This is a genomic window from Curvibacter soli (genome assembly GCF_029211125.1).
Lineage (GTDB): Bacteria > Pseudomonadota > Gammaproteobacteria > Burkholderiales > Burkholderiaceae_C > Curvibacter_A > Curvibacter_A soli.
Map to the genome: position 1 here is coordinate 44,432 of NZ_JARGEN010000071.1, position 25,392 is coordinate 69,823.

23 protein-coding genes are annotated in these 25,392 nt (G+C 62.1%); 2 read left to right on the forward strand and 21 right to left on the reverse strand.

The window, feature by feature from the left end; translation table 11 throughout:
- Nucleotides 1-44: 44 nt before the first annotated feature.
- Nucleotides 45-1,166 carry an acyltransferase family protein gene (locus tag PY257_RS14485; protein WP_275743068.1) on the forward strand — a complete coding sequence of 374 codons (1,122 nt, stop codon included), beginning with the start codon at nucleotides 45-47 and terminating at the stop codon, nucleotides 1,164-1,166.
- A gap of 1 nt (nucleotide 1,167) precedes the next feature.
- On the opposite strand, the gene PY257_RS14490 is transcribed toward PY257_RS14485, so the two are convergent.
- The gene (locus PY257_RS14490; protein ID WP_275743070.1) at nucleotides 1,168-2,271 is read right to left on the reverse strand and encodes a glycosyltransferase family 4 protein; all 1,104 of its coding nucleotides are present in this window, start codon (nucleotides 2,269-2,271) and stop codon (nucleotides 1,168-1,170) included.
- 30 nt (nucleotides 2,272-2,301) lie between these two features.
- Nucleotides 2,302-3,126 carry a glycosyltransferase family protein gene (locus PY257_RS14495; protein WP_275743072.1) on the reverse strand — a complete coding sequence of 275 codons (825 nt, stop codon included), beginning with the start codon at nucleotides 3,124-3,126 and terminating at the stop codon, nucleotides 2,302-2,304.
- Between the two features lie 63 nt (nucleotides 3,127-3,189).
- Here PY257_RS14495 and PY257_RS14500 point away from each other — a divergent pair, with 63 nt between their 5' ends.
- Nucleotides 3,190-7,101, forward strand: coding sequence for a methyltransferase domain-containing protein (locus PY257_RS14500; protein ID WP_275743074.1), 3,912 nt, complete (start codon nucleotides 3,190-3,192; stop codon nucleotides 7,099-7,101).
- A 36-nt stretch (nucleotides 7,102-7,137) separates the two neighbouring features.
- On the opposite strand, the gene PY257_RS14505 is transcribed toward PY257_RS14500, so the two are convergent.
- The 19 genes from PY257_RS14505 to rfbC form a co-directional block, all read right to left on the reverse strand.
- Entirely contained in the window at nucleotides 7,138-7,734 is a 597-nt protein-coding gene (locus tag PY257_RS14505) for a methyltransferase domain-containing protein (protein WP_275743077.1), read from the reverse strand.
- A 15-nt stretch (nucleotides 7,735-7,749) separates the two neighbouring features.
- Nucleotides 7,750-8,640, reverse strand: coding sequence for a class I SAM-dependent methyltransferase (locus PY257_RS14510; protein WP_275743079.1), 891 nt, complete (start codon nucleotides 8,638-8,640; stop codon nucleotides 7,750-7,752).
- Nucleotides 8,641-8,664: 24 nt separating this feature from the next.
- On the reverse strand, nucleotides 8,665-9,900 hold the full coding sequence (locus tag PY257_RS14515; protein WP_275743081.1) for an ABC transporter ATP-binding protein: 1,236 nt from the start codon (nucleotides 9,898-9,900) through the stop codon (nucleotides 8,665-8,667).
- Between the two features lies 1 nt (nucleotide 9,901).
- Nucleotides 9,902-10,702 carry an ABC transporter permease gene (locus tag PY257_RS14520; protein WP_275743083.1) on the reverse strand — a complete coding sequence of 267 codons (801 nt, stop codon included), beginning with the start codon at nucleotides 10,700-10,702 and terminating at the stop codon, nucleotides 9,902-9,904.
- 12 nt (nucleotides 10,703-10,714) lie between these two features.
- Nucleotides 10,715-11,539: a peptidylprolyl isomerase gene (locus tag PY257_RS14525; protein ID WP_275743085.1), complete on the reverse strand. Its 825-nt coding sequence runs from the start codon at nucleotides 11,537-11,539 to the stop codon at nucleotides 10,715-10,717.
- Nucleotides 11,540-11,834: 295 nt separating this feature from the next.
- Nucleotides 11,835-13,385 (reverse strand): cell surface protein, encoded by a 1,551-nt coding sequence (locus PY257_RS14530; protein ID WP_275743087.1) that lies wholly within the window; start codon nucleotides 13,383-13,385, stop codon nucleotides 11,835-11,837.
- Between the two features lie 236 nt (nucleotides 13,386-13,621).
- The gene (locus tag PY257_RS14535) at nucleotides 13,622-14,140 is read right to left on the reverse strand and encodes a hypothetical protein (RefSeq protein ID WP_275743089.1); all 519 of its coding nucleotides are present in this window, start codon (nucleotides 14,138-14,140) and stop codon (nucleotides 13,622-13,624) included.
- Between the two features lie 9 nt (nucleotides 14,141-14,149).
- The gene (gspD, locus tag PY257_RS14540; RefSeq protein WP_275743091.1) at nucleotides 14,150-16,486 is read right to left on the reverse strand and encodes a type II secretion system secretin GspD; all 2,337 of its coding nucleotides are present in this window, start codon (nucleotides 16,484-16,486) and stop codon (nucleotides 14,150-14,152) included.
- 20 nt (nucleotides 16,487-16,506) lie between these two features.
- On the reverse strand, nucleotides 16,507-17,184 hold the full coding sequence (locus tag PY257_RS14545; RefSeq protein ID WP_275743093.1) for a hypothetical protein: 678 nt from the start codon (nucleotides 17,182-17,184) through the stop codon (nucleotides 16,507-16,509).
- Complete coding sequence (gene gspM, locus PY257_RS14550) at nucleotides 17,181-17,732, reverse strand: type II secretion system protein GspM (protein ID WP_275743095.1); 552 nt, start codon at nucleotides 17,730-17,732, stop codon at nucleotides 17,181-17,183. The genes PY257_RS14545 and gspM overlap by 4 nt, the downstream gene beginning before the upstream one ends.
- A gap of 14 nt (nucleotides 17,733-17,746) precedes the next feature.
- Entirely contained in the window at nucleotides 17,747-18,835 is a 1,089-nt protein-coding gene (locus PY257_RS14555) for a PilN domain-containing protein (protein ID WP_275743097.1), read from the reverse strand.
- A gap of 8 nt (nucleotides 18,836-18,843) precedes the next feature.
- Entirely contained in the window at nucleotides 18,844-19,674 is an 831-nt protein-coding gene (locus tag PY257_RS14560; protein WP_275743099.1) for a type II secretion system minor pseudopilin, read from the reverse strand.
- A gap of 41 nt (nucleotides 19,675-19,715) precedes the next feature.
- Complete coding sequence (locus tag PY257_RS14565; protein WP_275743101.1) at nucleotides 19,716-20,408, reverse strand: prepilin-type N-terminal cleavage/methylation domain-containing protein; 693 nt, start codon at nucleotides 20,406-20,408, stop codon at nucleotides 19,716-19,718.
- Nucleotides 20,405-20,806 (reverse strand): type II secretion system protein, encoded by a 402-nt coding sequence (locus PY257_RS14570; protein ID WP_275743103.1) that lies wholly within the window; start codon nucleotides 20,804-20,806, stop codon nucleotides 20,405-20,407. Before PY257_RS14570 ends, PY257_RS14565 begins: the two co-directional genes overlap by 4 nt.
- Before the next feature lie 2 nt (nucleotides 20,807-20,808).
- Nucleotides 20,809-21,291: a GspH/FimT family pseudopilin gene (locus PY257_RS14575; RefSeq protein ID WP_345799250.1), complete on the reverse strand. Its 483-nt coding sequence runs from the start codon at nucleotides 21,289-21,291 to the stop codon at nucleotides 20,809-20,811.
- Nucleotides 21,292-21,327: 36 nt separating this feature from the next.
- On the reverse strand, nucleotides 21,328-21,780 hold the full coding sequence (gspG, locus tag PY257_RS14580) for a type II secretion system major pseudopilin GspG (protein WP_275743107.1): 453 nt from the start codon (nucleotides 21,778-21,780) through the stop codon (nucleotides 21,328-21,330).
- A 28-nt stretch (nucleotides 21,781-21,808) separates the two neighbouring features.
- Nucleotides 21,809-23,077 (reverse strand): type II secretion system F family protein, encoded by a 1,269-nt coding sequence (locus PY257_RS14585; RefSeq protein ID WP_275743109.1) that lies wholly within the window; start codon nucleotides 23,075-23,077, stop codon nucleotides 21,809-21,811.
- Nucleotides 23,070-24,791: a GspE/PulE family protein gene (locus tag PY257_RS14590; RefSeq protein WP_275743215.1), complete on the reverse strand. Its 1,722-nt coding sequence runs from the start codon at nucleotides 24,789-24,791 to the stop codon at nucleotides 23,070-23,072. The genes PY257_RS14585 and PY257_RS14590 overlap by 8 nt, the downstream gene beginning before the upstream one ends.
- A gap of 41 nt (nucleotides 24,792-24,832) precedes the next feature.
- A complete protein-coding gene (rfbC, locus tag PY257_RS14595; protein ID WP_275743111.1) occupies nucleotides 24,833-25,384 on the reverse strand; it encodes a dTDP-4-dehydrorhamnose 3,5-epimerase in 552 nt (183 codons plus the stop codon).
- Between the last annotated feature and the right edge of the window lie 8 nt (nucleotides 25,385-25,392).

The following is a 25,392-nucleotide window of genomic DNA, read 5'->3' on the forward strand; positions in this document are numbered from 1 at the left end:
GAACCGCTCGGCGCCTGCCCGACGGCCACCCACCTAACGCATTCATGAAATCCTCGTCAGGGGCACACTACATCGCGCTCGACCACCTGCGGGCGCTCGCCGCATTTTTGGTCTTCATCTGGCACTTTCTGCACTGGACTTCCGGCACCCCTGTTCCGTTCAGTCAATCCCCCGTCATATTTCCATTGGCAATACTCGACGAAGGGCATGTGGGCGTTGCCTTATTCATGACCCTGAGTGGGTACCTTTTCGCCAAACTGCTCGGCGGGCGGACCGTCATTTATCACCGATTCCTATGGAACCGCGCCTTGCGACTGCTTCCATTGCTGGTGACAGTGCTCTTCGCGAAATTTCTCGCCACCGTATTCAATGGCACCGGCCCACAGGAGACGAACGAATACCTCCAATGCATTTTGTCAGGGTTCATATATCCAACCCTGCCCAACGGGGGCTGGTCGGTTACTGTAGAAGCGCATTTCTACCTAGCCCTGCCATTGCTGATGATTCTGAGCAGGAGGTCTGCCTGGAACGCGCTCTGGATCATCTTGGCCGCTTGCGCTGTGCGCACCGTGATTTTCTTGGACCAACATTCTGTTCAACATGCCGCTTATTTCACGATCATAGGCAGAATCGACCAGTTCACACTCGGGATACTAGCCTGCCAAATACGCATCAACAAGCTATATCTGCAGAAAATCATCCCCCTGGCCGCCGTCTGTTTCTGCGCCTTCTACTGGGCATTCGACCATGCCGGAGGATTCATGGGCATGCCAAGCTATCCATCAGACAGCCCGATATGGATTATCATGAGCTCCATCGAAGGGGCTTTCTTCGCCCTGCTCATCCGCTGGTATGACACTCTCGACATACCTTCGACAAATATATTGTCCACCTGGATCGGCCGCATCGGTGAATATTCGTATTCGATCTACCTGCTTCATATGTTCTTTGTAGCCGCCGCTGCCCAATATATCCACACGCACATCACGGACATATCCAACTTCTACATCGGAGCCACTTGGGGCACGGCGTGCTTCTTGCTCACGATTCCAATAGCCTGGATCAGCCATGTGCTCGTCGAAAAGCCATTCATGAGGTGGCGCGTAGCGTATTTGAAGCCTGGCAGTATTGCATCAAACGGGCCGGGTATGCAGACCCGGTACTGACCTATTTACGCAACCAGCGCGGGACTTTGAAGCGCACGATTGCAAGGTAGCAACCCACATAAAGCAGTACGAACAACATGGTAAAAACCATCAGCACCAGCGTGTTGCGCCAGAATAGCACCGCCGGCACCACGGTGAACATGGTGAAGCCCCATAGATAAGGCGACGTCCGGTTGTTGCGCATGAGAATGCGGCGCGAATCGTCATCACTGAACACGTGCCTGACGATGCGGCGGTAGATCAGTTGATGGAAATGCAATGCGTCGGCCACACTAGGCGACATGCCTCGCGCAAGCTTGCGGTAAATGGAGAAGAAGGTTTCCCACACTGGATAGGCCAGCAACAGCACCGGGAACCAAGGGGAAACCATGGCATGACGCTTCACCAGAACAAGGCTTGCCACCGCAATCGTCAGGCCCCACAAATAAGCCCCCCCGTCTCCCGCGAAAAGCAGGCCGCGGGGGTAATTCCAGAACAGGAAGCCGACCGTAGCTCCGATCAGCGCCAGCAATACGGTAGCCAGTTGCCTATCCCCTACCTGCAGCGCAACATAAGTTAGCGCCACGTAAACCACCAGAGCCACCATGCCGGCCAACCCGTTGTAGCCATCGATGATATTGAAGGCATGGGGCAGCCCGGCCATGGCGACCATCGCCAATGCCAACGCCAACCAAGGCGCAGCCACCACCAATGCATCCAACATCGGCAGGCCCAGCCGAACAATCGATACATCGACGAACAAAACCGCCAGCAACGCAGAAAAGGCCGTCAACAACAGGCGGTAGCGGATCGCCAGACGCTGCGTCAGATCCTCCTGCACCCCCCCGGCGATGGCGGGGAATATCACCACGACCCACTTCAGCGCCAGCACAGGGTCAACATACATCCAGCCAAGGTTCCCACAAAAATAGGCGATGACGGCGGCAGCCCAGCCACAAGCGCATCCACTAAAGATCGCCACCCCGCCCAGCCGGGGAGTGTCCCCCACATGGAACCGCTGCGGCTTGGCGTAGCCATAACGCCCCGCATGCGCTTTCGCGCGCCGCACCAGCAAACCCGAAACAAGCAGGGAAGCCAGAAACCCAATAAAAAAAATCAACACCATATGACTAGGCGCCCCTGCGGCGCGATGAAATCAGGAGAGGGGTTTCAACTCTTTTCGCCGCCAAAGGCAACGCCAGAACGTCTTGCTTGTCCACAGATGCAGCAGGCTGCACACATGCCATGCCATATGATCCAGGCGCCGCCGGCTTGCCCGTTGCGCCTCATGCATCATCGGCGAATCCACCCTGACGATATGCAACCCATCGAGTTGCAACCGCATACAAAAATCGGCATCCTCGCAATACATGAAATAACGCTCATCGAATCCATCCATGCGGGCATAGATGTCCGAAGGCATCACCCAGCACGCCGCGCTGGCCCATATGCGTGGTTCGCGGTCAGTCTTTCTCCATACATGCCTGCGCAAAAGCGAAAAGGGCGTCAATAGTGATCGCACATTATCCTGCCTACTGCCGTTCGCATCGACTAGCGTTGGGAATGCACAGCCTACCCCAGCCGCGGCGACGCGAAGAACAGATCGCTCCCACACCATCTCGTCCAAGAACGAAACATCCGGATTCAGGACACAGAAGAACGGGGTGCTGACATGTGCGAATGCGCGGTTATGGTTGGCCCCGAAACCCAAAGGATGCGAATTACAACGTTCTTTCAGGACGAAAGGCCAGCCCTCGGACTGTACGGAGCGAACAGGGCGCAGGTTGTGCGTCACGATCACATGCGTGATCACGTTGCGCGCGGTTTTTGCCAACTGTTGTAACAACCCGGGTAGCCAGTCATCATGCCCATGACTGACAATAGAGACGGTCAAGGCCATGGTCGAAACTGCTGAAGCATCCTGTGCCTTGCCTTGCGACAGTCCGCTGTGCTTGCCCAGCGCTCCAGAACACACCATCATCAAATCCCGTCTTCCAAGGATGCAGCGCCCGCATCCGGCCCGGCGCCATCGGAAACCTCAAGTATGACAAACCCCGCCCCAGGCGCCCATGCAGAGGAGCTGCATCTCTATGAGCGCGAAATACGCGCCGACGACCGTACATCCCTGACCATTGTGGCCTCGCACGTCTTGCAGGCCGCAACAGTACTAGATCTTGGCTGCGGCACAGGCGCCCTTGGCAAGTATTTGCAAACCACCAAGGCATGCACCGTTGATGGATTGACGATCAGCCAAGCCGAGGCAGCACGCGCCCGTGCGCACTACCGTACCGTGGAGGTCGCAGACCTGGAAACCTGCGATCTGCACGGCCTGTTTGGCGCACATCGCTACGACTACATTGTCTGCGCCGACGTTCTTGAACACCTGCGCTTCCCCGAACGGGTGCTCGCGGCATGCCGTGGACTATTGGCTCCCGGAGGCGCCATCCTCATCTCCGTGCCGAATGCAGGCTACAGCGGCCTGATCGCAGAATTGCTGATTGGCGAATTTCGCTACCGGGACGAGGGACTACTCGACCGAACCCACATCCGGTTCTTCACCCGAAAGTCGCTGTTGGCATTCCTGCACCAGCAGCACTGGGACGTGGAGGGCATCGAAACCGTCGTGCGCAAACTCCCCGAATCAGAGTTCCGGGCGCCTTTTGATGCATTGCCGCCCAGCGTGGCCCGCTACCTTCTCGCCGCTCCCGATGCACTGACATACCAGATCATCGCCAAGGCCCGCCCCTTGGCCGGCCACGCTGCCGCGGCGTCCGCGCCACCGGACATCTCGCCCGCCGATCTCCACCCACCCCATGCACTATTTACCGCAGCGGTGTACTACGGCCATGCTGACGCATACACCGAAACCCGCAGCGTCAATGCGAGCGGCATCATGGGCGAAGGCCGTCAGACCCTACTGTTCCAGCTCCCCGCCGAAGGGGGCAGCTATGACTCCCTGCGCCTCGACCCCGCCGACCGCCCCGGCTTCATGCATTTGCATCAGATCACACTGCGCACCAACGCGGGAGAGACTGTGTGGGAATGGCACGCCGAGCGCCGCGAAGACGCCCTGGCGCTCGCCGCCATGCCGTCCCATCAAATATTGCTCAACGCGTCGTGGAACGTCCTCGGCGCGAACCAACTCCTGCTGCACGGCGACGACCCATGGATCGTCCTGCCCATACCCGCATCGGTCATCGCAGAGACCATTTCGCGCAGCGGCGGCTCTCTCTCGGTGGAAGTCGGCTGGCCCATGTCCGCGGACTACCTGGCGCTCGCCTCCGTTGTCCAGCAGCTACAGCAACATGCCATAGCCGAAAGCCAGCGCACCGCTGCAGAACTCGCGTCTTTGGAGCTCGCGCTCCGCCAGACGCGAACCGAATCGGAGATACTCCAGCAGACGGCACAAGCCTCGAAGGCAAAAATCGCAGAGCTACAGGAACAGCTCGACGCCCTGCAATCCCGGCACGCTGCACTGCAGCAGTGGAAACAGGAACTCCAGCAGCAAAAAAGCGTGCTGCAAACCGACCAACAGCAATTGATCATCGCCAATGCCCGGCTCCGCGAAGATGCCGAACGCCTGAGCACGCACCTTCAATGGATAGAAAACTCCACCGTCTTTCGGGTCAGCCGGCCCCTGGTGAGAGCCAAGATGTGGGTTGACCGACTACTCCGGAGTAGTGGCGCGCCACAGCAACAGCCCACCCAGGCCCCTGCGCCGCTGCCGCCCATACCGCAAGAACCAGTCGACATTGTCGTCCCCGTCTACAAGGGACTCGAAGATACACGCGCCTGCATTTCGTCGGTTCTGGCAAGCCAGTGCCAGACCCCATTTCGCCTCATTGTCATCAACGATGCCAGCCCCGAACCCGCGCTCACTGCATGGCTGCGCGAACAAGTGGGCCGCGACCCTCGCTACGTTCTGCTGGAGAATGCTGAAAATCTGGGGTTTGTCGGCACGGTGAACCGAGGTATGTCCTATAGCGATGGCCACGACGTGCTGCTGCTCAACAGCGACACCGAAGTCGCCAATGACTGGCTCGACCGCCTGCGCCGCGCCGCCTACTGCGATGCCAAGGTTGCCACTGTCACCCCCTTCTCCACCAATGCGACCATCTGCAGTTACCCGACCTTCTGCGCCGCCAACGAATTGCCCGCAGGCTACGATACCGCGCGCCTCGACGCACTCTTTGCGCGCACCAATGCCGGCCAGGTAGTCGACATCCCCACGGGCGTGGGTTTCTGCATGTACATCCGCCGCGACAGTCTGCGCGCTATCGGCCTGTTCGACGTGGAGACCTTCAAAAAGGGTTACGGCGAAGAAAACGACTATTGCCGCCGCGCCGTGGCCAAAGGCTGGCGCAACCTGCATGCGCTCGACACGTTTGTGCTGCACACCGGAGGCGTCAGCTTCGGCGACAGCAAGAATCAGCGGGAACGTGACGCGGTCGCTATCCTGCGCCGCCTCTACCCCGACTACGAACCCGAAGTGATGCGCTTCGTCGAGCGCGACCCTGCACGGCCCTATCGGCAATTGGCGGACCTGGCACGGCTGCAGGAACAGGCCGTCCCGACGGTGCTTGTCGTTGCGCACAACCGGGGCGGCGGCACGCAGCGCCATACCGAGGAACTCGCGCTTCACCTGCGCGGACAAGCACAGTTCCTGCTTCTGAGCCCCGCCCCCGACAACGGCCTGCGGCTACAGACATTGCCCGCAGCAGAAAACCTCGACCTCCGCTTCCAGATTCCCGAAGACTGGGAACTCCTCCAGCGCTTTCTGCGCGCGGCCCGGGTTGCGCACATCCATATACACCATCTCATCGGCCACGATAGCCGCATCGCCGACCTCCCAAAGCTGCTAGGCGTCTCCTACGACTTCACGGCGCATGACTTCTACAGTTTCTGCCCGCAAATCACGCTCACCGAACAATCCGGGCACTACTGTGGAGAAAGAGGCACGGAACAATGCCGCGCATGCCTTGCGCGCAGTCCAGGCCCCGGCGGCGTCACCGACATCACCGCTTGGCGCGAAACCCACGCACGGATCCTCAACGAAGCGCGCCAAGTCCTGGCCCCAAGCGTCGACACCGCCCGCCGCTACGTCCGCTTCTTTCCAGCCGCCGATATCCGCGTTGCTCCGCACACCGACCTGGCGCTTCTCCAACCGCAGCCGGCCCCGTCCCCATCGCCATTGCCGCCCGGCAAGCGGCTTCGCATTGCCGTCCTCGGCGCACTCAGCATCATCAAAGGGGCCGATCTGCTGGAGCAGGTCGCACTACTTGCGGCAAAGCAACGCAGCCCCGTTGAATTCCACCTCCTGGGCTATGCCTACCGAAGCCTGCGCACGCAGCCACGTGCCGCCCTCACCGTGCATGGCGAATACACGGAGACTGACTTGCCTGGCCTGCTGCACTGGCTGCAGCCCGATCTGGTCTGGTTCCCAGCGCTTTGGCCCGAAACCTACAGCTACACCCTCAGCGCCTGCCTACTTGCCGGCCTGCCCGTGGCTGCACCCGATCTTGGCGCCTTCGCCGAACGCCTCGCGTCACGCCCCTGGACCTGGATTCGCCGTTGGGATACCCCGCCCCAGGCATGGCTGGAATTCTTTGAAACCATCCGCACCGAGCACTTCCTGTCGGGTACCGGCCCCACACCACCGGCAGCCGTCCCGGCAACGGGGCTCGACGCGCGCATGCTCTCATGGGACTATCGCACCGATTATTTGAAAAACCTCACCACACCCACCGCAAATCCGCCGCCCCTCGGCCTGGACATCCTTCCCCAAGGCCCCTTCGGCAACCGGCTGGCGCTCAGCGAAACCGTGCTCAAAGGCCGTTTGCGCCAGAGGACGCTTCGGGCCCTGAATACCCTGCGTCATGCCGCCATGCTTCGCCCCCTGGCGCGCAGCATCCCCCACCATTGGCAACGGAGGGTCAAGGACTGGCTGGTGTCGTGAGTAAGCAAGCGATGCCCCCGATCCAGGGGCCAGGCGTTAACGGCGATAGCCTGGCAACAGGCGGTAACGCAGCCTCTGCATCAAAATGCGCCGCCAGCGCTGCAACTGCGACAAGGCAGGCTGCCGGAAGACGCCGACGGTATCCCCCCATGCGGCACTGTCTTGCGCCTCATGGGGCTGCCAATCGGTGGACACGTCCAGCAGCTCCAGGCTTCCATACGCCGCCAGCGCGCGGTATCCGTCCGGGTAAAAGCGCCAGCAATCCTGCGGGTAGCGATGTTCCGGCCCGCGCGAAGGCGCCAGCAGAAAAATCAACCCGCCCGGCTTCAGTACCCGCACCATTTCCAGCCACGTCAGCCAGAAGAACTCCACATGCTCGAAAACCTGGCCCGACACGATCAAGTCGGCGCTGTGGCTCCTCATGGGCAGGCGATACGGCGACTGCAGCACCACGTCCACATTCGGCCCTGCCACCAAATCCACCCCGCAATAGCGCCAACCCGGCCGATCGAAGAATGGCCTATAGCTTCCATTGACGTCGTAACTGCCGATATCGACGATATTGAGCGCAGCCTGTGCCGACAGATACGTGCCCACCAGCCGCTCCACATGCTCCAACGAACTCGTGTGCATGGCAATCCCAACCCTTCAGCGTGCCGCCCGGGCCACGACATAAGCGTCCTGGTGCGCCCAGAAATACCTGGGTGCCCATTCCTGCAAATGCCCTGATCCGATGCATTCCTCGATCTGCGCCATCACATAGGCATGTGACGTGAACGCCGTACCATAGTCTGCGCCGTCGATGGCATTCGACTCGCTGGAGGGCACGAAGAAATAGCCGCGTGAATCCAGCGCCACCCCCTGCATCCGCGCCGCGTACTCGCCATGCGTCGTGAACACCAGCACGCCACCCGGAGCCACCGCCTCGTACAGACGCCGCAGCCATGCAGCCCAGGTCCACTCCGGCAAATGGCTGAACAGCGAAAGCACGAACACTACGTCGAATGCTCCCGGCCAACGCACCGCGGCCGGCTCGCGCGCCGAAAGCACCCCATGCACGCCGAAACGCTCGGTGGAAAACCGAACCGCATCCTCCACCACGTCCGATACGACCACCCTCTGCGCCCCGATTGCCTTCACCAAATGGCGCGTAAAGCGCCCGTGCCCACTCGCGAACTCCAAAAACCGCCCCACCTTCGCCAACGGCCGATCGACCCGCTCCAACAGCAGCATCAACTCCGACAGAGTTCGCCAACCGTCAGCCAGGTAATCACGAATCGGATACGAGCAGGACGCGTGACCTGCGAAAAAACGAAAAATATCATCCGCTGGCGCAATCTCGCAGTTGAGCCCCATCCATTCGCCAAAGCAGCCCTTCAAGCCATGGCGCTCGATCAGGTTATGCGCATCCAGTTGCATGGCCGGCACCTGGAAAGCCTTGCGCAAAGCAGCCGCTGCCGCGTCCAGATCGCCCTGCTCCAGGCTTTGCCGGCCCTGCGCCAGCCAATCCGCATCCACGCAATCAATATTCATCACCATACGAAAATTCCAACATCATTTTGTTCACGACCACACATGGGGCAAGCGCACCAAACCCGGCATCAGCGTCGGGGAGACAAACTTGAAATGCTTGTAATGAATCCAGTAGTCGTACAAAACCAGCCCACTGGCATCGAAAAGATAAGCGCTGACGACATACTCACCCGTATGCAGCGGCAAATCGGGGAACCGCAACACCGAACGCCAACGCCCCTCACCCAGGCTCGTCGGCACCGCGCCCTCTTCATGCGTGGCCAGCGAAGTGATGCCCGACCCCTTCGACTGCTCCAGCATGAACCCGATATTCGGCCGCTCCTCGCCAAAACCCTGGACCGTGATGGTGACCACCAGGTCCTTGTCGTCAAGCCGAGGCGGCGCTTCCGTCTCATCGAGGTTCGACAACACCACGGACAGAATCGATGCGCGGGAACCCTCGCCCGCCTGCCGCCGCACGACCCTGGCTCGCTCTTTCGACGGACTCGCGCCACTTTCTTGCGCCACGTCCGCCTGTCCGCGTTGCCGACTGAATGTCTCGTAGGCACCCAGCACGGCCTCGGTTGCACCGAAAGCACGCACCCTCCCCGCCTGCATCCACAGCGCGCGGTCGCATAAATGCCGTATGTGGTAACTGCTGTGCGAACAAAACATGATCGTGCAGCCGCTCTGGCGGAAATCCTCGATGCGCTGCACGCATTTCTTCTGGAAACTCTGATCGCCCACCGCCAACGCCTCATCGATGATCAGCAACTCTGGCCGCACCGCCGTGACCAACGCGAATGCCAAGCGCACCACCATGCCCGAGGAATAGGTCTTCACCGCCCGGTCAATCGCATCGCCCAGCTCGGAAAACTCGATGATCCCCGCCTCCAGCCTCGCCATCTCCGCGGCACTGATGCCGATCAGGCTGCCGCCAAAATACAGATTCTCCCGGCCACTGAAATCCGGATGGAAGCCCGCCCCCAACTCCAGAATGGCCGTGACACGCCCGACCCGCTCGATACGGCCTTGCGTGGGCTGTATCGTGCCCGCCATCAGCTTCAGCAAAGTGCTCTTGCCGGCACCGTTGTCGCCAATCACGCCCAGGCATTCCCCGCGCCGCAGCGCGAACGACACATCGCGCAGCGCCCAGTGGCTCGTGTGACGCTGCCGGCCTGTCAACAGCGCCAGCAGGCGATCCTTGGGCGAGGCATAAATCTTGTACTCCTTGCCAAGCCCCTGGACATGCAACGCCCCGGCATCCACCGCCTGCACATCGCTCATCTCACAGCCAATCCGTCAACTGATCGCGGCAGCGCCGCACCACCAGGCGCAGCAGCCAGCCCAGCGCCAGCAACCACGCCAACAGGCCATGCCATACCGCTGCCGGCGGCCACCCGCCTTCCAGCAGAATGGCCTGGTAACCCAGCACCAAAGGAGTCATGGGATTGAGCCACAGAACCCAACGCCACGCCTGCGGAAACAACGTCAATGGGAACAGCACCGGCGACATGAAAATACCCACCGACAACCAAAAGCCCACCACCTGGATCACATCGCGCAGCGCGGCCGCGAAAATCGCCAGCAGATAAGCCAACAGAAACGACAGCAGCAACTGCCCCAGCAGCAACGGCGCCAGCGCCGCATAGCCCGCGCGCAGGCCATGCAAGGGCAAATAGGCCAATGCCAGCAACAGCATCAACGGCCCATACACCCAGGCCGTAGCCAGCACCGTGCGCGCGGGAAACAGTACCGGCGGCAAGGCATTTTTCTGCAGCACCGCGCCGGCATCCACCAAACTGCTCGTACCGCGGGCAATGGCATCGCAAAACGCCATCCAGGGCAGCGAACCGACGATCAGATACACCCCCAGGCGGGACGAGCCGCCAGCATGCGCCCCGCCCACGCGCATGGAGAACACCACATCGAACACAAGGTAATACGCGGCAATGCTCAAAAGCGGCTGCGCATAGGCCCAAGCCATGCCAGCGGCCGAACCGGCGTAGCGCGCCTGCACTTCCCGCCGCGTGAGCACCGCCACCAGAGAGCGCGCGCGCCACAGCGCGCGAACGTCACTCAACAGCATGCGGCTTCAAGGTCATTTGTTCGGGATCGGTGCGGGCTCTTGCTGTGCGGCGACAAAGCGCGCCACCGCGTCCTGCTCGATGATGGCCTGCTCCAGAACCGGCCCGGTACGGCGCTGCCGATGCTCAAGCTGCAGCTTCTTGAGGGCGGAGGCCATCAGTTGCTCGCGCACTTCTTCGTAAGGCCGTTTGCTGGCCGGACGGCGCTCTTCCAGTTGAATGATGTGCAAGCCAAACTCGGTCTCCACCAGCCCGCTCACGTCGCCGGGATTCTTCAGGGCCTCCACGGCGTCGTCGAACGGCTTGACCATCTTGCCTGGAGCAAAAAAGCCCAGATCACCACCCTTTTGCGCACTGCCGGGATCATCGGAATTCTTCTGCGCCAGCTCGGCGAAATTCGCGCCCGCGCGCACTTCCTGCAACAGCTTTTGCGCCTTGGTGCGCGCCTGCTCATCGCTGCCGCGCACGAGGATGTGGCGTGCGCGCACCTGCGCCGGAACCGCGTAACTCTTCGCATCGGCCTGGTACTGACTGCGGGCGTAGTCGTCTAGCGCCCTCTCGCCCGGCTGCACATCGGCATCCCCACGCTCCAGCAGGGCGTCGAACAAGATCTTGTCACGCGCATTCTGCAGCGCCGCTGCCACCTTGGGATCAGCCTGCAGCCCGGCTTTTTCAGCCTCGGCCGCCAGCACGCGGCGCACCAGCAGGGTGGCCGCCATGCGCGACACTGTTTCCGGGCTCGACAGCACCTTGGCCCGTGCAGTGGGCGGCACACGCTGCTCCACATCGGCCAGCACATCGGTCGCCGTCACATACACCTTGCCTTCGCGGGCCAGCACCACCGTGCCATCAGGCACGCCGGCCGCACCAGCGGAGCACGGCATGGCCGCGCCACCCAGCACCATGGCCGACAGCCAGGCCGCGCGCCAGCCGCGCCCTGCGCCCCACCTATCCACGTGAGAAAAAACCTTCATCGTCCTGCTCAAAAAATCAAACGACGTTGCAAAGATGCCGGGAAGGCGGCGCTAACCACCTTCCCGGCATTTTTGAAAACAAACAACTTTACAGAAAAAAAAGGCGGAGCATGACCCCGCCCTTCAAGCAATGCAACCGAAGTTGCACATTCCGTACGTATTACGGACGGGTGTAGCGGTGCGCCCAGCCCATGCCGAAGTTGCCGGCCGTACCCGCCGACACGCTCGGGTTGAACGCCGAGATGAAGGACTTGCCGATGACCGGCAGGCCAACGCCCGGCGTAGCACCAGGAGTGGCGATCTTCATCCAGCCGTTCGTGTACGGCAGGTCGATCGCCTTCTTCGCCACGGTAGCGCCGAGCACCAGGGTCGGGTCGGATTCGCTCAGGCCGCTGTTGAAGCTCAGCACGCTGTCTTCGCCGCAGAACGTCAGCGGAGCAGCCGGCAGGCCCGGGGAGATCACGACTTCTTCGCTGGAAGCCAGAGAGCCTTCTTCCTGGTTGAGCGTCGCGCCATCGCCAGCAGGCAGGGTGGACAAGCCCGTCACGCAAATCTGGTCACCCGTCAGGGTCAGGTTGGTGGCCACATCGAAATAAGTAATGTTCAAGGGATTCTGAACAATTGAGATAGGCGGTGCATACTTGACCGCAGCCGCATAACGGCGGGTGGGCATGGAGAACACCCAGTCCGTTTCCGCGAAGATGCCGGGTTCCGTGACGAATTCGTTGATCACCGACGTCGCCGCGATGGCAGCGGTCAAGTTGATGGCTTGAGCGGAAGGAGTAACGCCAACACCGCCGGCATAAGGCGTGGACATGTCGGGCAGGTCGTACATGCCGGCGACGACAATGCCCGTGGCCAGCAGCGGGTCAGCCGTGAAACCGACAGCGGCAGCCACCGGAACAGGCGCGGCCGATTGCGGGAAGTACACGATGTTGCCGGTTGCCAATGCAGGGGTGGCATCAACCGCCTCCACCGCCTGGGCCTCACCCGTCCACGACAGCGCCTTCGGCACGTTGATGTAGGTGTAGTTGGCCAGCAGACCCGTCGTCGGGTTGGCGAGGCCGATAGTGGCGCCAGTGTAAGTGGCAAGGCTAGCGTTCGTATCGAGGCTCGTCCACGCCGTCAGAGCGGTACCCGTAGCGGAACCGCAGGGAGCCACGCCAGCGACGTGCTTGATTGCCGGAAACAATGCCGCAGCAGGAGGAATGTCAGCCATGTTGAAGATTTCGACATAGCCTTCACGCGTGCCCGCGGCCTTGGCCGCCGTGGTGGCGAGCGGATTCAGGCGGGAGGTGATGAACGGCGTGCTGTTCAGCGTGGCCTTGCTGGGCTTGGTGCAGGTGTTGTCGGCGGTCGTCAGGTACGACAGGCCATCGGAGTTGGCGCTGATGTTGGCCGTCCACACGTCGCCAGGGGACAGGAACACCTGGAAGTCGAAAATATCGTCAGAGTTGGAAGCGCCGCGGAAACGCACCTTGACGGCCTTGCCGTTGGTGGTATCTGTATTCACGAGGCTCAGCAGCGTGCTGTTGCCCGATTGCGTGGTGAAGTAGGGCACGAACAGCGAGTGGCCGGTACCCGAGGTGCTCAGGCGCAGGTCCGTTGCGGTGCCGCTGATATCTGCGACCGTGATGGCATAGGCGCCGCTCACGAGGCCCAGGCCGGCAACGGCTGCTGCAATGCTCTTGGCGAGAACATTTTTTCTCATAAATACTCCAGTAAAAAAGTTGTTTGGCGCAACTGAAAGAGGTTGATTACGCCTTGTGATACTAGCATGTTGAAACGCCCACAGACTCAAGCAAATAGGCCATTTCGCGAAAATGTTGGCAACTGACAACATAGGCCACTGATTCCCTACTCGATAGGCGCCTCCCTGGGCAGTTTGCAGGGCATGCATGCATACCCCTTTGTACACATCACATCAGACATTGCGGCGGGCATGCGTCACAGCCGCTCGGCTATCCACCACTGGTCGCTCTCGCGCACCCAGGTCTCTTCGACATGGGTGGTGATGGTATCGCCAAATCGGGTGCCCAGGAATGGCTGGGCCTGGATTCGCACCGTGGCGACGCAACGCTCGGCACTGCTGCACTCGACCTTGACGGCCTGCGCCCCGATCCATTTCACAGCGGTTCCTCTGCGGCTGGTGTAGCCCTCGACGCTGGTGAGCGCGCGGTAGCCAGGGCTCGCGAAGCCGTAGGCGGCCTGAAAATCGCGGGCGACGAGCGCTTTCCAGCGTGCGTTGGCACGCGCGGCGACAAGCTGCTCGGGGGTTTGCGCAACGACCGACGCTGCCGCGTCCGATGCGGCTTGTCCGCCCTGCTGGGCAGCACAGCCCGCCACGGCCAAGGCAAGCGCCAGCAGGAGCGCATGGGCGGCGCCCGATGCGGAGTTCAGGTTTCTGTGAATTCGATGGTTCATATTCTTTCTGATCGACCTTGCAAGTACATAAACATAAGACATGGTGGAACGTCATGGAGCCGGTACGGACTGGGCGGGCGCGGCAATGGCGCCGCGTTGCAGGCCGCGCCATTCCGACAGCGCGCGCATGCCCTCGCGCAGTTCGCCGCCGACGGCACGCGCGTCCTGATCGGTGCGGACGACGCGCGGCGTGATGATGACGAGCAGTTCGGTGCGCCCGTTCTGCACCGTGGTGGAGCCGAATGCATTGCCGATGATAGGGATGTCCTGCAAAAAAGGCACGCCGGCGCGGCCGTTGGTGGTGTTGTCCTTGATGAGGCCACCGAGCACCAGTGTTTCGCCGGAACGCACCGCCACCTTGCTGGCGATCTGGCGCTGCAGGAAGGCGCGCTGGCCGGTGGTGCTGTCCGCATCGCCCACGTCGGTCACGGTCTGGCTGATCTGCATGGTGACCATGTCGCCCGCGTTCACCGATGGCAGCACGCCGAGCATGACGCCGGTGTCCTTGTACTGGTAAGTGGTGGTGATGTTGCCGTTGGTGCTGCCCACATAGCTGGTCTCGCCGGTCTTGATGGGCTGCTGGTTGCCGACCATGATGGTGGCGAGCTGGTTGTCCAGCACCATGAGCGAGGGGCTGGAGATCACCTTCACCAGAGACTTGTCGGCCAGGGCATTGAGCGTTGCACGCACGTTGCCCAGCGAGTTGAAAAGCGTATATGCGAATCCGGCACTGGCACCGGCCATGGCATTGGCAGCAGGCTGCCCCACCGTGCCGGAGCCCGAGTAGCCGCTGCGAGCCCCGTTGTTAAAGAACCACTGCAAGCCGTATCGGAGTTCGTCGTTGAGCGTGACCTCGATGATGCTGGCCTCGATCAGCACTTGGGTAGGGGGCACGTCCAGACGCCGCATGGCAGCTTCGATCTTGGCGTACTCTGCCTTGGTGCCATAAATGACGATGGCATTGTTTGCCTCGTCGGCAACGACGCGTAGATTCTGCCCATAGGTGGCGACGGTGACGCGCGGGGCATTCTGGCCGTTTTGCATGGCACTGCCGGCGGATGTGCCGGAGGACGGGGAGCCACCCATGCCGAGCGCCATGGACAGCGCCGAAGACGACGCGCCCGTGCTGGCGCCTAACGAGTTGCCGAAGCCGGAAGTGCTGCCCATACTTTGCGTCAAACCAGGGGCGACGCCTGTATTGGCGCTAGCGCCCTGGGCCGCAGTGGCGGAGCCGAAGATCCCATTGAGCACGCTCGCCAGATGGCTCGCATTTCCGTTTTGCACGGGGTAGACGTACAACTGCGGCTCGGAACCATTGTCGCTGGGACGGTCGAGGCGCTCGATCCACTTGCGAGCCTCGTCTAGGTATGCGGCATATGGAGTAACAACCAACACGCTGTTGATTCTTTCGATGGGCAGGATGCGCAGGGCGCCATACAAAGGATTTGTTTCGGACAGTCCCGCGCCAGCGCCCGCGCCCGCGGCCGCAGCGCCCCCCCCACTTGCCGCAGCAGCACCAGCGGCCGGCGCGCTACCGCTGGTTTTGGCTGGGGCTGTGCCGCCCGAGCCCATGAGTTGCAGAGCCGCTTCGACTTCCTTGGCCGTGATGTACTTAAGTGGGAACACTCCCACGGACATGCCCTTGAGAAGGTTGACGTCGAATGTGGAGACGATGTCCAGCCAACCTTCAGCCTGGGTGCGATTGCCCACCATGATAAGCAGGTTGCGCACGGTGTCGACGCGCAAGATGGCATCAGCCGCAGCCAAGGGGCGCAAAATGATGGCCATTTCGGCCGCGCCTATGTATTGCAGCGGGATGATGATGGGCCCGGTTCCCGGCGGCAGCGGGGTGTTGGCGACGGCTTGGCGGACACCCGGGACAATGCCCTTGAGAACCTCTGGCTTGCCCACATGATAGGTACCGCGTACATCGCGCGCCATGGCCAGACCATTGGCCTGTAGCGCACTTTCGAGCAGGAAAGCCGCCTGGTCGGGCGATACCGGGGCGCGGGTGGAGAGGGTGATGCTGCCCGCAATGGGCTGGTGCAGCACGTAATCGGCCTTGGCAATATCACCCAGAATGGTACGGGCCACTTCAGCGATGGGAGCTTCCTCGAAGTTGAAGGTGCTGGGCGCCCCGGCAATGGCAGGCACGCCGCCCTTGGGCGCAGCAATGACCTGGTCGCTGCCTCGGATGATGCGCGGCTCGCCGACCGGCGCGGGGGGCTGCGGGTCACCCAGCGCATCTGAGGCGGGCGGCTTGCGCGGTGTCGTTTGTCCAGCGGGTACGGAGGATGCCGCCGCATCGGTGTTTTCCTGCTGGGCCCAGGCCCCGTGGCAACCAGCAGCCAAGGCTATGGCGGCAAGCATGGTGCGTTTGAATGTCATTCTGTCTAGTTCGCTGGATGTCAATTGAGTGGACGCAGGCCGGCCGCAGCCCGCAATGCGTTGCGTCGCTGAAGAGTGGCGCGCTGACGCTCCTCTATCTCCTGCCGCTGCTGTTCCCCACCACCACCGCCGCCGCCGGCGGCGGCCCGCTGTTCAGCGGGCGCACCAGACACGGCCGGCGGCTTGGCAGTGCCCGCGGCCACTGCGGGGGGCGGGGGGGTCGCCATTTTCGCGTAGGAGAGGTGCATGGCGCGCACTTCCCCACCACGAGCGAATACAACGTCACGGCCCGCGATGGACTGGACGGTCCAGGGCCCGAGGGTGCCACCCAGAGGTACGCGCTTGTTTTTGCCGCCGATGCTGGCGATGATGCCGCCCGCCTCGCCGCCCGCATACATGCCGTAGAGGCGGATGTCAGCCAGCGGGTCAGATTCGGCCTGCGTGTTTGCCGGCGGCGGTGGAGGCGGTGGGCGGCGCGAGGGCGAGAACAAGGGGCGGTCCAGCGTGACGACGAAACTGGAGGTGCTCGCCGCGACGGGGGCCATGTCAGCGACCGGTGAGAACACGGGTTTTTGCGCGGCAGGAGGCTGCCAGTGCATGTTGCGCAGTCGTCCATCCGGCCAGAGCCACAGCGCAGCCAGCCCCAGCAGCAGTGCCAGGTTGAGTACGAGCAGCGCGGGTTTGATGTAGCGCCTCATGATTTGGCACGCAGCACGAAAAGGTCAAACTGGCCGGCTAGTTTCTGAGGCACATCGGCCTTGACCGCGCCGATGGCCTGGATGTTGAGGCCGTTGACGATGATGGCCGGGCTCTGGCTTGAGAGCACTGCGAGTGCACTCTGGAGGGCGAGGAGGTCGCCTTCGGTGCGCACGGACAGCGGTATGCGGTCGAAGTTCTTCTCGTTCGTGGACGCCAGAACCTGGCTGCTGACGATTTGCAGGCCAGCGGCGGAGAAGACGTTGCGGATGCGCTGCTGCGCGTCGTTGCCGGCCTGGGTGGGGTCTTGGCTGGCCGGATAGACGTAGCGGGCCAGAACTGCATGGGTCTGGATATTGGCCTGGGTGATGGCGTCGCGGCTTTCGCTCAAGCCCTGGAGGCGGGCATAGCGCGGCTCCAGCTCGTCTAGCCGCGACTGTGCCCAAGTGTATTTTTGCGCAACGTAGCCCGCACACAGCGCCAGAGGAACCAGCAGCAGTGCGAGGGATGCGGCCACGAGGAGGTTGTCGCGGTTCAGTAGGGTTCTCATGGGGGCGGGGACGCTCAAGGGGCGCGGGAGGGCGTTTTTTCCTGCGCCGGGGCTGTGGGCTGCGTCAGTTCCAGCTTTAGTTCGATGTTGAATGTTTCCTTGGGCGCTCCCAACGGCCGGGTGGCCGCAGAGGGAGCTTTGACGTCGTGAAAGTCCGGCTGCGAACTCAGTAGCTGCATGAGGGCCGCAGCATTGGCGGTCTGGCCAGACATGGTGATTTTCAGGCCCTGGATGCTGACGGACTGTAGATAGGTGTCATCGGGCAAAACCTGGGTGAGGCGCTCCATGATGCGCAGGGGGTCGATGCGCACAGCCAAAATCGTGCCGACGTCGGCCAATTGTTCGTTGCCCTGCGCAAGTTCGCTGCGCTGCTGCACGATGGGTTGGGTGCGAGCCACCAGGTCGTCGAAACGGTTGACGGCTTCGATGGCGCGGTGGCGCAATTGAATGACCGGGGTGAGCATGATGGCCAGCACCAAGACGACTGCGACGGCCAGCAGCCCGTAGCCGATGCGGCGTCCGCGCGCGTCGAGCCGGGCGCGCAGGGCTTCGCCAAAACCGCTGAGTACGACGGGGCGGCCGTCTTGCGCAATGGCCCATGCCTCTGGCGGGAGTGCGGCCATGATCGAGCCGGGTTCCTTCCGCTGGACAAGCATGTATTGGTCGATTTGCCTGCGCGAGGCCAGGGCGAGGTCCACGCGCAGGCCACGCTGGCCGGCCTCGGTGGCGACGATATAGCCCAGCGCAGTTTCTTCGCGTGCGAAGGGGCTGGCGTTATCCGCCTCCAGGGCAACGGCGTTGGCCACTTCGGCCGCAGGCATGGACGGCATGGTGAGGCGGCGCCAGAGGACGCGGTCATCCGGCACTTCCATCGCCCAGGCCTGAACTTGCGCGAGGCGTGCAGCGCGCGCGGGTGCAAGATTTTTGCCGATGGCCTGCCAGAGTTCGGTACCGCCGGGCTTATGCAGCAGCACGGTGATGGGGGGGGCGAGCCAATCCAGTGCAGGCCGTTGGAGCAACCTGCTCCATGCCTTGCATGTGTCGCGCCAGAGTCGGCGCAGATCGAGACCGAAAAGCTGGGTGCTGAAATCGATGGATGGCATGTCTGTCGTCAATTGGATGGCCTAGCCATACCGGGGTCTATGCGTCGTTCGGCATGCAATGTCTGCCACGGCGGCCGGCCGTCACGGGTGCTGCCATCCAATGTGATCGTCCTGGATACCAGTTGGCCGCCCCCGCCAGGGACCGGTACCCGCGCCTGAAGTCGAAATAGGCGTGAGGCGGTGTGGTCCAGGAAGCTGCCGTCCAGTGCCGTAGTGTCCACGCCGGGCTGCCCCGCCTCGCGGCTGAGGGCAATACTATCAGCAAGGGCGGCGTTGCCACGGGCCAAGAACAACAGCACTTCCCTGGGGGCCGCCAATGGATTGATTCTGCCGGTGCCGCGCAGGTCGGCCGTGATCCATGGGGCCACGCGTGCATAGAGTGCATAGCTCATTCCAGGAACTTGCAATAGATCTTCTACGACGTCGAAGTTCCGTGCGGCGCCCTGCCCGTTCTTCTGCGTGCGAAATTCGATGGTCGCGCGCGCGAGCGCGGCGGCGGTCTGCGGGTCCGCGCCGGCGGCTGTGGCGTACATCTGCACGAGGAGCGGCTCAGGAGCGCCGTTGATGTCCACCAGACCATTGAGCGGCGTGATTTGCACGGCAATGCTGTTGCCCATGTACTGGATGTTCAGATTCGTCTGCCGGTCGAGCCGAAGCACTTGCGGCTGGGCAGACATTTGCTGCAATACCAGCATGATGGCCGCGTCGCCCTGCGCCCCGGCCTGCGTGCCTTGCCGGGCCAGTTGGGCCAGACGCGCCTCGTCCCGCACGACGCCCCCTATGCTCAGCGTGATGAGGCTGAGCGCGGCAATGATCCACAGCACGGCGATCAATGCCAAGCCTGCTTGGGACGCAACGCCCTGAAAATGCCGTGTTCGGGTCATGGCCGAACCACCCCTCCACCGACCACAGTGCCTTCCCCCCCCGCACCGTCAGGGGAAACCGAGCGCAACGGCACGATGATGGCAGGCCATTCGTTCGCCCCAACAGGCTGGACCCTGAGCATGATGGCATCCGGAAGGTGTTTCGGGTCTTGCCATGCCGGCTGCCAGGCAGGCGGCTGCTCGTTCGCGTCGAGATAGGCGATGGTGATGGATTCAATGCCCCCGGCCAGTGAGAGGCGTTCGGCCCCGGCCCAATCAGGGAAGGCCGTCGCATCGAGCCTCCAGGGCGCATAGCGGATCGCCAGGGCGACCCCGTCATCGCCGCTTCCCATGGGCTCGAGCCCGAGATGGAAGAAATACATCCCGCCCGCACCATAGCGCGCAGGCATGACGCCGATCCAACTCAAGGTGTTCGCCCCCCCCTCGAACAGGAAATGCGCCTCGCCGCTTCGCGTGGCAGCGGTGAACTTGCGGGTGGAGACCCGCTCAAGGATGGAGCGCAGGAATCCGACGGCAACCCGCAACTGGTCGATGCGGGACGTGCGCATGTCGATTCGAGTTTCCACCTGGCCGGTGGTCCGCAAGGCGGAGTTCATCGCCAACATGATGAGCGACATTAGCGTCAGAACGACGAGGACTTCAAGCAGGGTGAAGCCTCCAGCCCTGCGCTTGGGCGCCGCGGCGCTCATCGCCCTCCCCCGCCAGGCGCCGGCTTGCGCTGCGGGCGCAAAGTCTGCAGGCGCAGCTCGCCGCCGCCGGGCCAGGTGACCTGCAGTTCTACCTGTTGCAGTTGTGGCGCGTTCAGATCCGCGACCGTCGTGGCAAATGGCTGGGTCTGCACGCGCCACGTGAACTCCGCTGACTTGCCCATCTCGTTCCAGCCATGCACGGGGATGGTTTCGGCCTGCGCCAAAAGGGAGTCTGCGAGTACGGCGGCACGCTGGTACTCCTCAACGCGAGCAATGTTGTTCGCGCTTGCGCCCAAGGCGCGATATAGCATGCCTAGAGCCATGGCCATGATGGCCGAGGCCACCACCAGCTCGATGAGGGTAAAGCCGCGCTGCGCGCGGCGGCGCGCCTGTGCCATGGTCACGGAATCAGTGCTTCCTGGCTGACACTGCCGGAAAGCCAGTCAACACGCAAGCGGATCCCGCTACCAGAAGGGCGGAGCACTTCGATGCTGCCGCCCGTAGCCCCTCCGTCGGGGAGGAATCTGATGGCAGCCTTACCGTCACTCCCAAGTTCGATACCAGCCACGATGGCATGGAACTGCAAGACGGCCGGCAATGGCTTCATCGGCCGCCCGTCAATGCCGTAGTTACGCGCCGACAGGTCGAGATTGAAGCGGATCTCCCGCCCCTCCAGCAGGGCACGGCTGCGCGCCACCCGCAGATCGCTGAGCATTGTGCGCAACGTCTCACGGTACTGCGCTGATTCCTGCAGCTTCTGGAACGCAATCGGTGCCAGCCCTAGCACCAAGCCGATGATGGCGAACACCACCAAGAGCTCCAGAAGAGTAAACCCACGGGCGCGACGCATGACCCCTCCCATGGAGGCTCCTGATCGGTTCATGATCCATCGACACGCGCAAAAAGACAACCAAGGAGCTTACTGCTTGTTTCGGATATCGGCGTTCTCCCCTTCTCCGCCCGGCGCGCCATCCGCACCAAGGGAAAGAATCTCCAGGGTGCCGCCCGTGTTTGTGTAATGGTAGGGATGCCCCCAAGGGTCGGTTGGAACGCTGCCCTTGAAGTACGGCCCTGCCCACCCATTGGCGGAGCCAGGCTGCTTGACCAAAGCATCCAAGCCTTCTTCTGTGGAGGGAAAGCGCCCCACGTCGAGCTTGTAAATTTCGAGCGCCTTGTCGATGTCCGCGATCTGCACGGCGGCCGTCTTGACCTTCGCGCCACCGAGTTGACCGAGGACGCGTGGCCCGACGAGCCCGGCCAGCAGCGTCAGGATCGCCAGCACGACCAGCAGTTCAATCAGGGTGAAGCCACGGATGCGCAACTGGCGCGCACGCGCGGAGGAAGAAATGCGCTGGGTGCGCGTAGTCTCCATAGGGTTGGTTCCTTACGAGGGGTGAAAGTTATACGGCAAGGTCATTGATGGAAAGAATGCCGAGCAGTATGGAAACAATGATGGCGGCGATCATGACGCCAAGCACCAGGATCAACACAGGCTCGACTAGGGTAAGCATGCGTTTGATGCCAATCTCGACATCACGGTTCAGTATGTTCGCCAATTCCAGCATCATGGGCCCGATGCGGCCGGTTTCCTCTCCTACACGGATCAGGTTGACCGCCAATGGTTCAAATATATGCGTCGCAGCCATTGCCTGGGCCATGCGCCCTCCGTCTTTGACAATGGGCGCGACGCGTCCGAGAGCCTGGCGCAGCACCACATTGCCGACGGTCTCGGTGGCGATATGTAAAGCGGTCAGCATGGGCACGCCACTGCCCAGCAGAGTGCCAAGCGATCGGGAGAAAAGCGTGAGCTGATAGCGCAGCGCCAGCCGTCCGATCAACGGCAAATTGAGCAGGCGCGACTGCAACCAAGTGCGCCCGTTCGATGAACGCAGCCAACGGCGTACCAACATGCCAACCAGTACCAGCACGACAAGTATCACGATGCCATAGCGCGTGAACCCATGCCCCATGGCCATCACTAGGCGAGTCGGCAATGGCAGCGCGTCCCCCATGTCCGTGAACAACTTTTCGAACTGCGGAACGACGAATCCCAACATGGCGATGAGGGAAAGGACCGCAACACCTAACAAGATGGCGGGATATATCGTGGCGGAAATGACGCTGTCGCGCAAAGCCCGTTGCCGCGCCATGTGCTCCACCAGCCGCTCAAGTACCACGGATATCTGCCCACTGGCCTCGCCGGAGCGCACCATGTTGATATAGAAGTCGCCGAACAGGTCGCGGTGCTTCGCCAGCGCCCGGCTGAGTGGTGTTCCGCCCTTGACGGAATCGAGAATGTTTGCCAGCAACGCCCCGACACTGGCCTTGTGGCTCATGTCGATGAGCACGCGCAGCGCGTTGTCCAGCGCCAAGCCCGCCCGCAGCATGATGGAGAGTTCGGCAGTCAGGGCGAACACATCAGCCGGCTGGACTCTGCCGCGGGCGCCGCCTCGCGTGGTTCTTCCTGGCAGGAAAGCCCGGTTCGCATCGCTGCCGAAGGGTTGCGTGGCACCTTCACCACCCACCCGCTGGGCTGCCGCCTCGATGCGCAGCGGCGTTAAACCCTGCTGCCGCAGGTGTTTCAATACCATGGCAGGGCTTGCCGCATTCAACTGCCCTTCAACGATTTGCCCAGAAACTGCAGCTGCGCGCCAAGCGAATTCAGGCATCCGACTGATCCTGGGTGACACGTGCGATTTCTTCGAGCGTGGTGAGGCCGGCGGCGACCTTGCACAACCCATCCTCGTACAGGTTCAACATGCCTCTTGCGCTGACGGCGAGTTGGTGCAAGGTGTTGGCGTCCTTTCCGTCAATGATGGCCCGGCGCATGGGGTCGTCGAGTATCAGCAGTTCATGGATTCCTATGCGTCCCCGGTAGCCGGAGCCTCGACAATGTTCACAACCGCGCGCACGGTAATAAGTCTGCACCGGCACGCCGAGGCGCGCCAGTCCGCTGCTGTCCAGCACTTCAGGCGGCAATTGGACAGGCTCCTTGCAGGATTCGCACAGAGTCCGCACCAGCCGCTGCGACAGGACGCCATTCACGGATGAAGTGATCAGATAACGCTCCACCCCCATGTCCTGAAGGCGAATCAGAGCGCCTGCGGCGGTGTTCGTGTGCAATGTGGACAGCACGAGGTGGCCGGTCAGTGCGGCCTGCACGGCGATCTGGGCCGTTTCACCGTCCCGCATTTCCCCGATCATGATGATGTCCGGGTCTTGCCGGAGGATCGCCCGTAGCGCATTCGCGAAGCTCAGGTTGATCTGCGGGTGCACCTGAATCTGGTTGATGCCTTCGAGTTGGTATTCGACCGGGTCCTCTACCGTGATGATTTTCTGAGTGTCCGCATTCAATTTTGACAGGGCGGCATACAGCGTTGTCGTTTTGCCAGAACCCGTGGGGCCGGTGACGAGGAGAATCCCGTATGGGCGGGCCAGCAATTGGTCCAATTTCGCCAGAATGTCGCGCTCGAAACCCATGGTGTTCAGGTCCAGCCTGACGCTGGCGCGGTCCAGCACGCGCATGACGACACTCTCTCCATGCACCGTCGGCACGGTAGATACGCGCAAATCGAGTTCCCGGCCCTTGACGCGGGTCTTGATACGACCATCCTGAGGCAAGCGACGCTCGGCAATGTCCAAATGCGCAAGCAGTTTCACGCGCGAGTTAACCGCGGCACTGTGCCGCGGGGGGACGATTTCCGCTTCATGGATGACACCATCGACCCGGTAGCGCACATGCAGCCCGTCATCGAAAGGCTCCAAGTGGATATCGGATGCGCGCAGGTCGATCACACGGCCGATGATGGCGTTGACCAAGCGAATGACAGGGGCTTCGCTGGCGATGTCCCGGAGATGCTCTACGAAATCCCCTGCATCGGAGTCAATGCCATCTATCTGTTCGCTTTCGCCCCCCTCGACGGAAACCTCCGGGGGCTCGGCAAGCGCCTTCTGGATGTCGCTTTCCAGTGCCAGGAAAGGACGAATAACGCAGCCGGTGGCCAAATGCAGGGCCTTAACGGTAAATACGTCTTGTGGCACGGCCATGGCCATGTCGAGTTGGCCATCGGCCTCACGCAACGGATAGGCGGTGTTTGCCTCCAGAAACTCGCGGCGCAAGCCATTGACCTCGGGCATCAGATCCGGGAAATGTTCCACCGGGACGAGCGGAAACCCCAACTGCACGGCAAGCATGCGCGCAACGTCGATCTCAGCAACCACCCCCAAACGCACCAGCACGTTACCCAGCATGCCGCCCATTTCCTGCTGCGCCGAAAGCGCGCGCTCAAGATCGCGCGCGCTCAACTTACCCGCTTGCACCAATAGCTCGCCGATACGCACATGGCCTGGGGCCGCTCCTTCCTCTCCTTGAGGCGCGAGCATTTCTTCGCCTTCTGCTAATGCCATTTGAGTGAATTCCAATATCAATCGAATACTTCGGCATTCAGGAAAGTCTGCGCGTTGGCGTCTTTCGCGGACAGCAAAGGGGCTCCATCGACTTCGCGCCACTGGATGCCGATGGCCGGGTCATTCCACGCAATGCAGCGCTCATGCTCGGGTGCATAGTAGTCCGTTGTTTTATATAGAAACTCCGCCTCATCGGTGAGCACCAGGAACCCGTGCGCGAAGCCCGCGGGGACCCACATCTGGCGGCGGTTGGCTTCGCTCAGTTGCGCGCCCACCCACTGGCCGAACGTCGGCGAGCTTCTACGAATGTCCACGGCCACGTCGAACACTGCACCGCGCACCACGCGCACCAGTTTGCCCTGCGGCTGCCGGACCTGGTAGTGCAGCCCGCGCAGGACGCCCCTGGCGCTGCGGCTGTGGTTGTCTTGCACGAAGCGGACATCGCGGCAGCCGATGGCTTCCTCGAATGCGCGCTGGTTGAAGCTCTCATAGAAAAAGCCGCGCGCATCGCCGAATACCTTGGGTTCGAGCAAGAAGACATCGGGAATGGCCAGGCGGGTTGCTTGCATGCTGCACC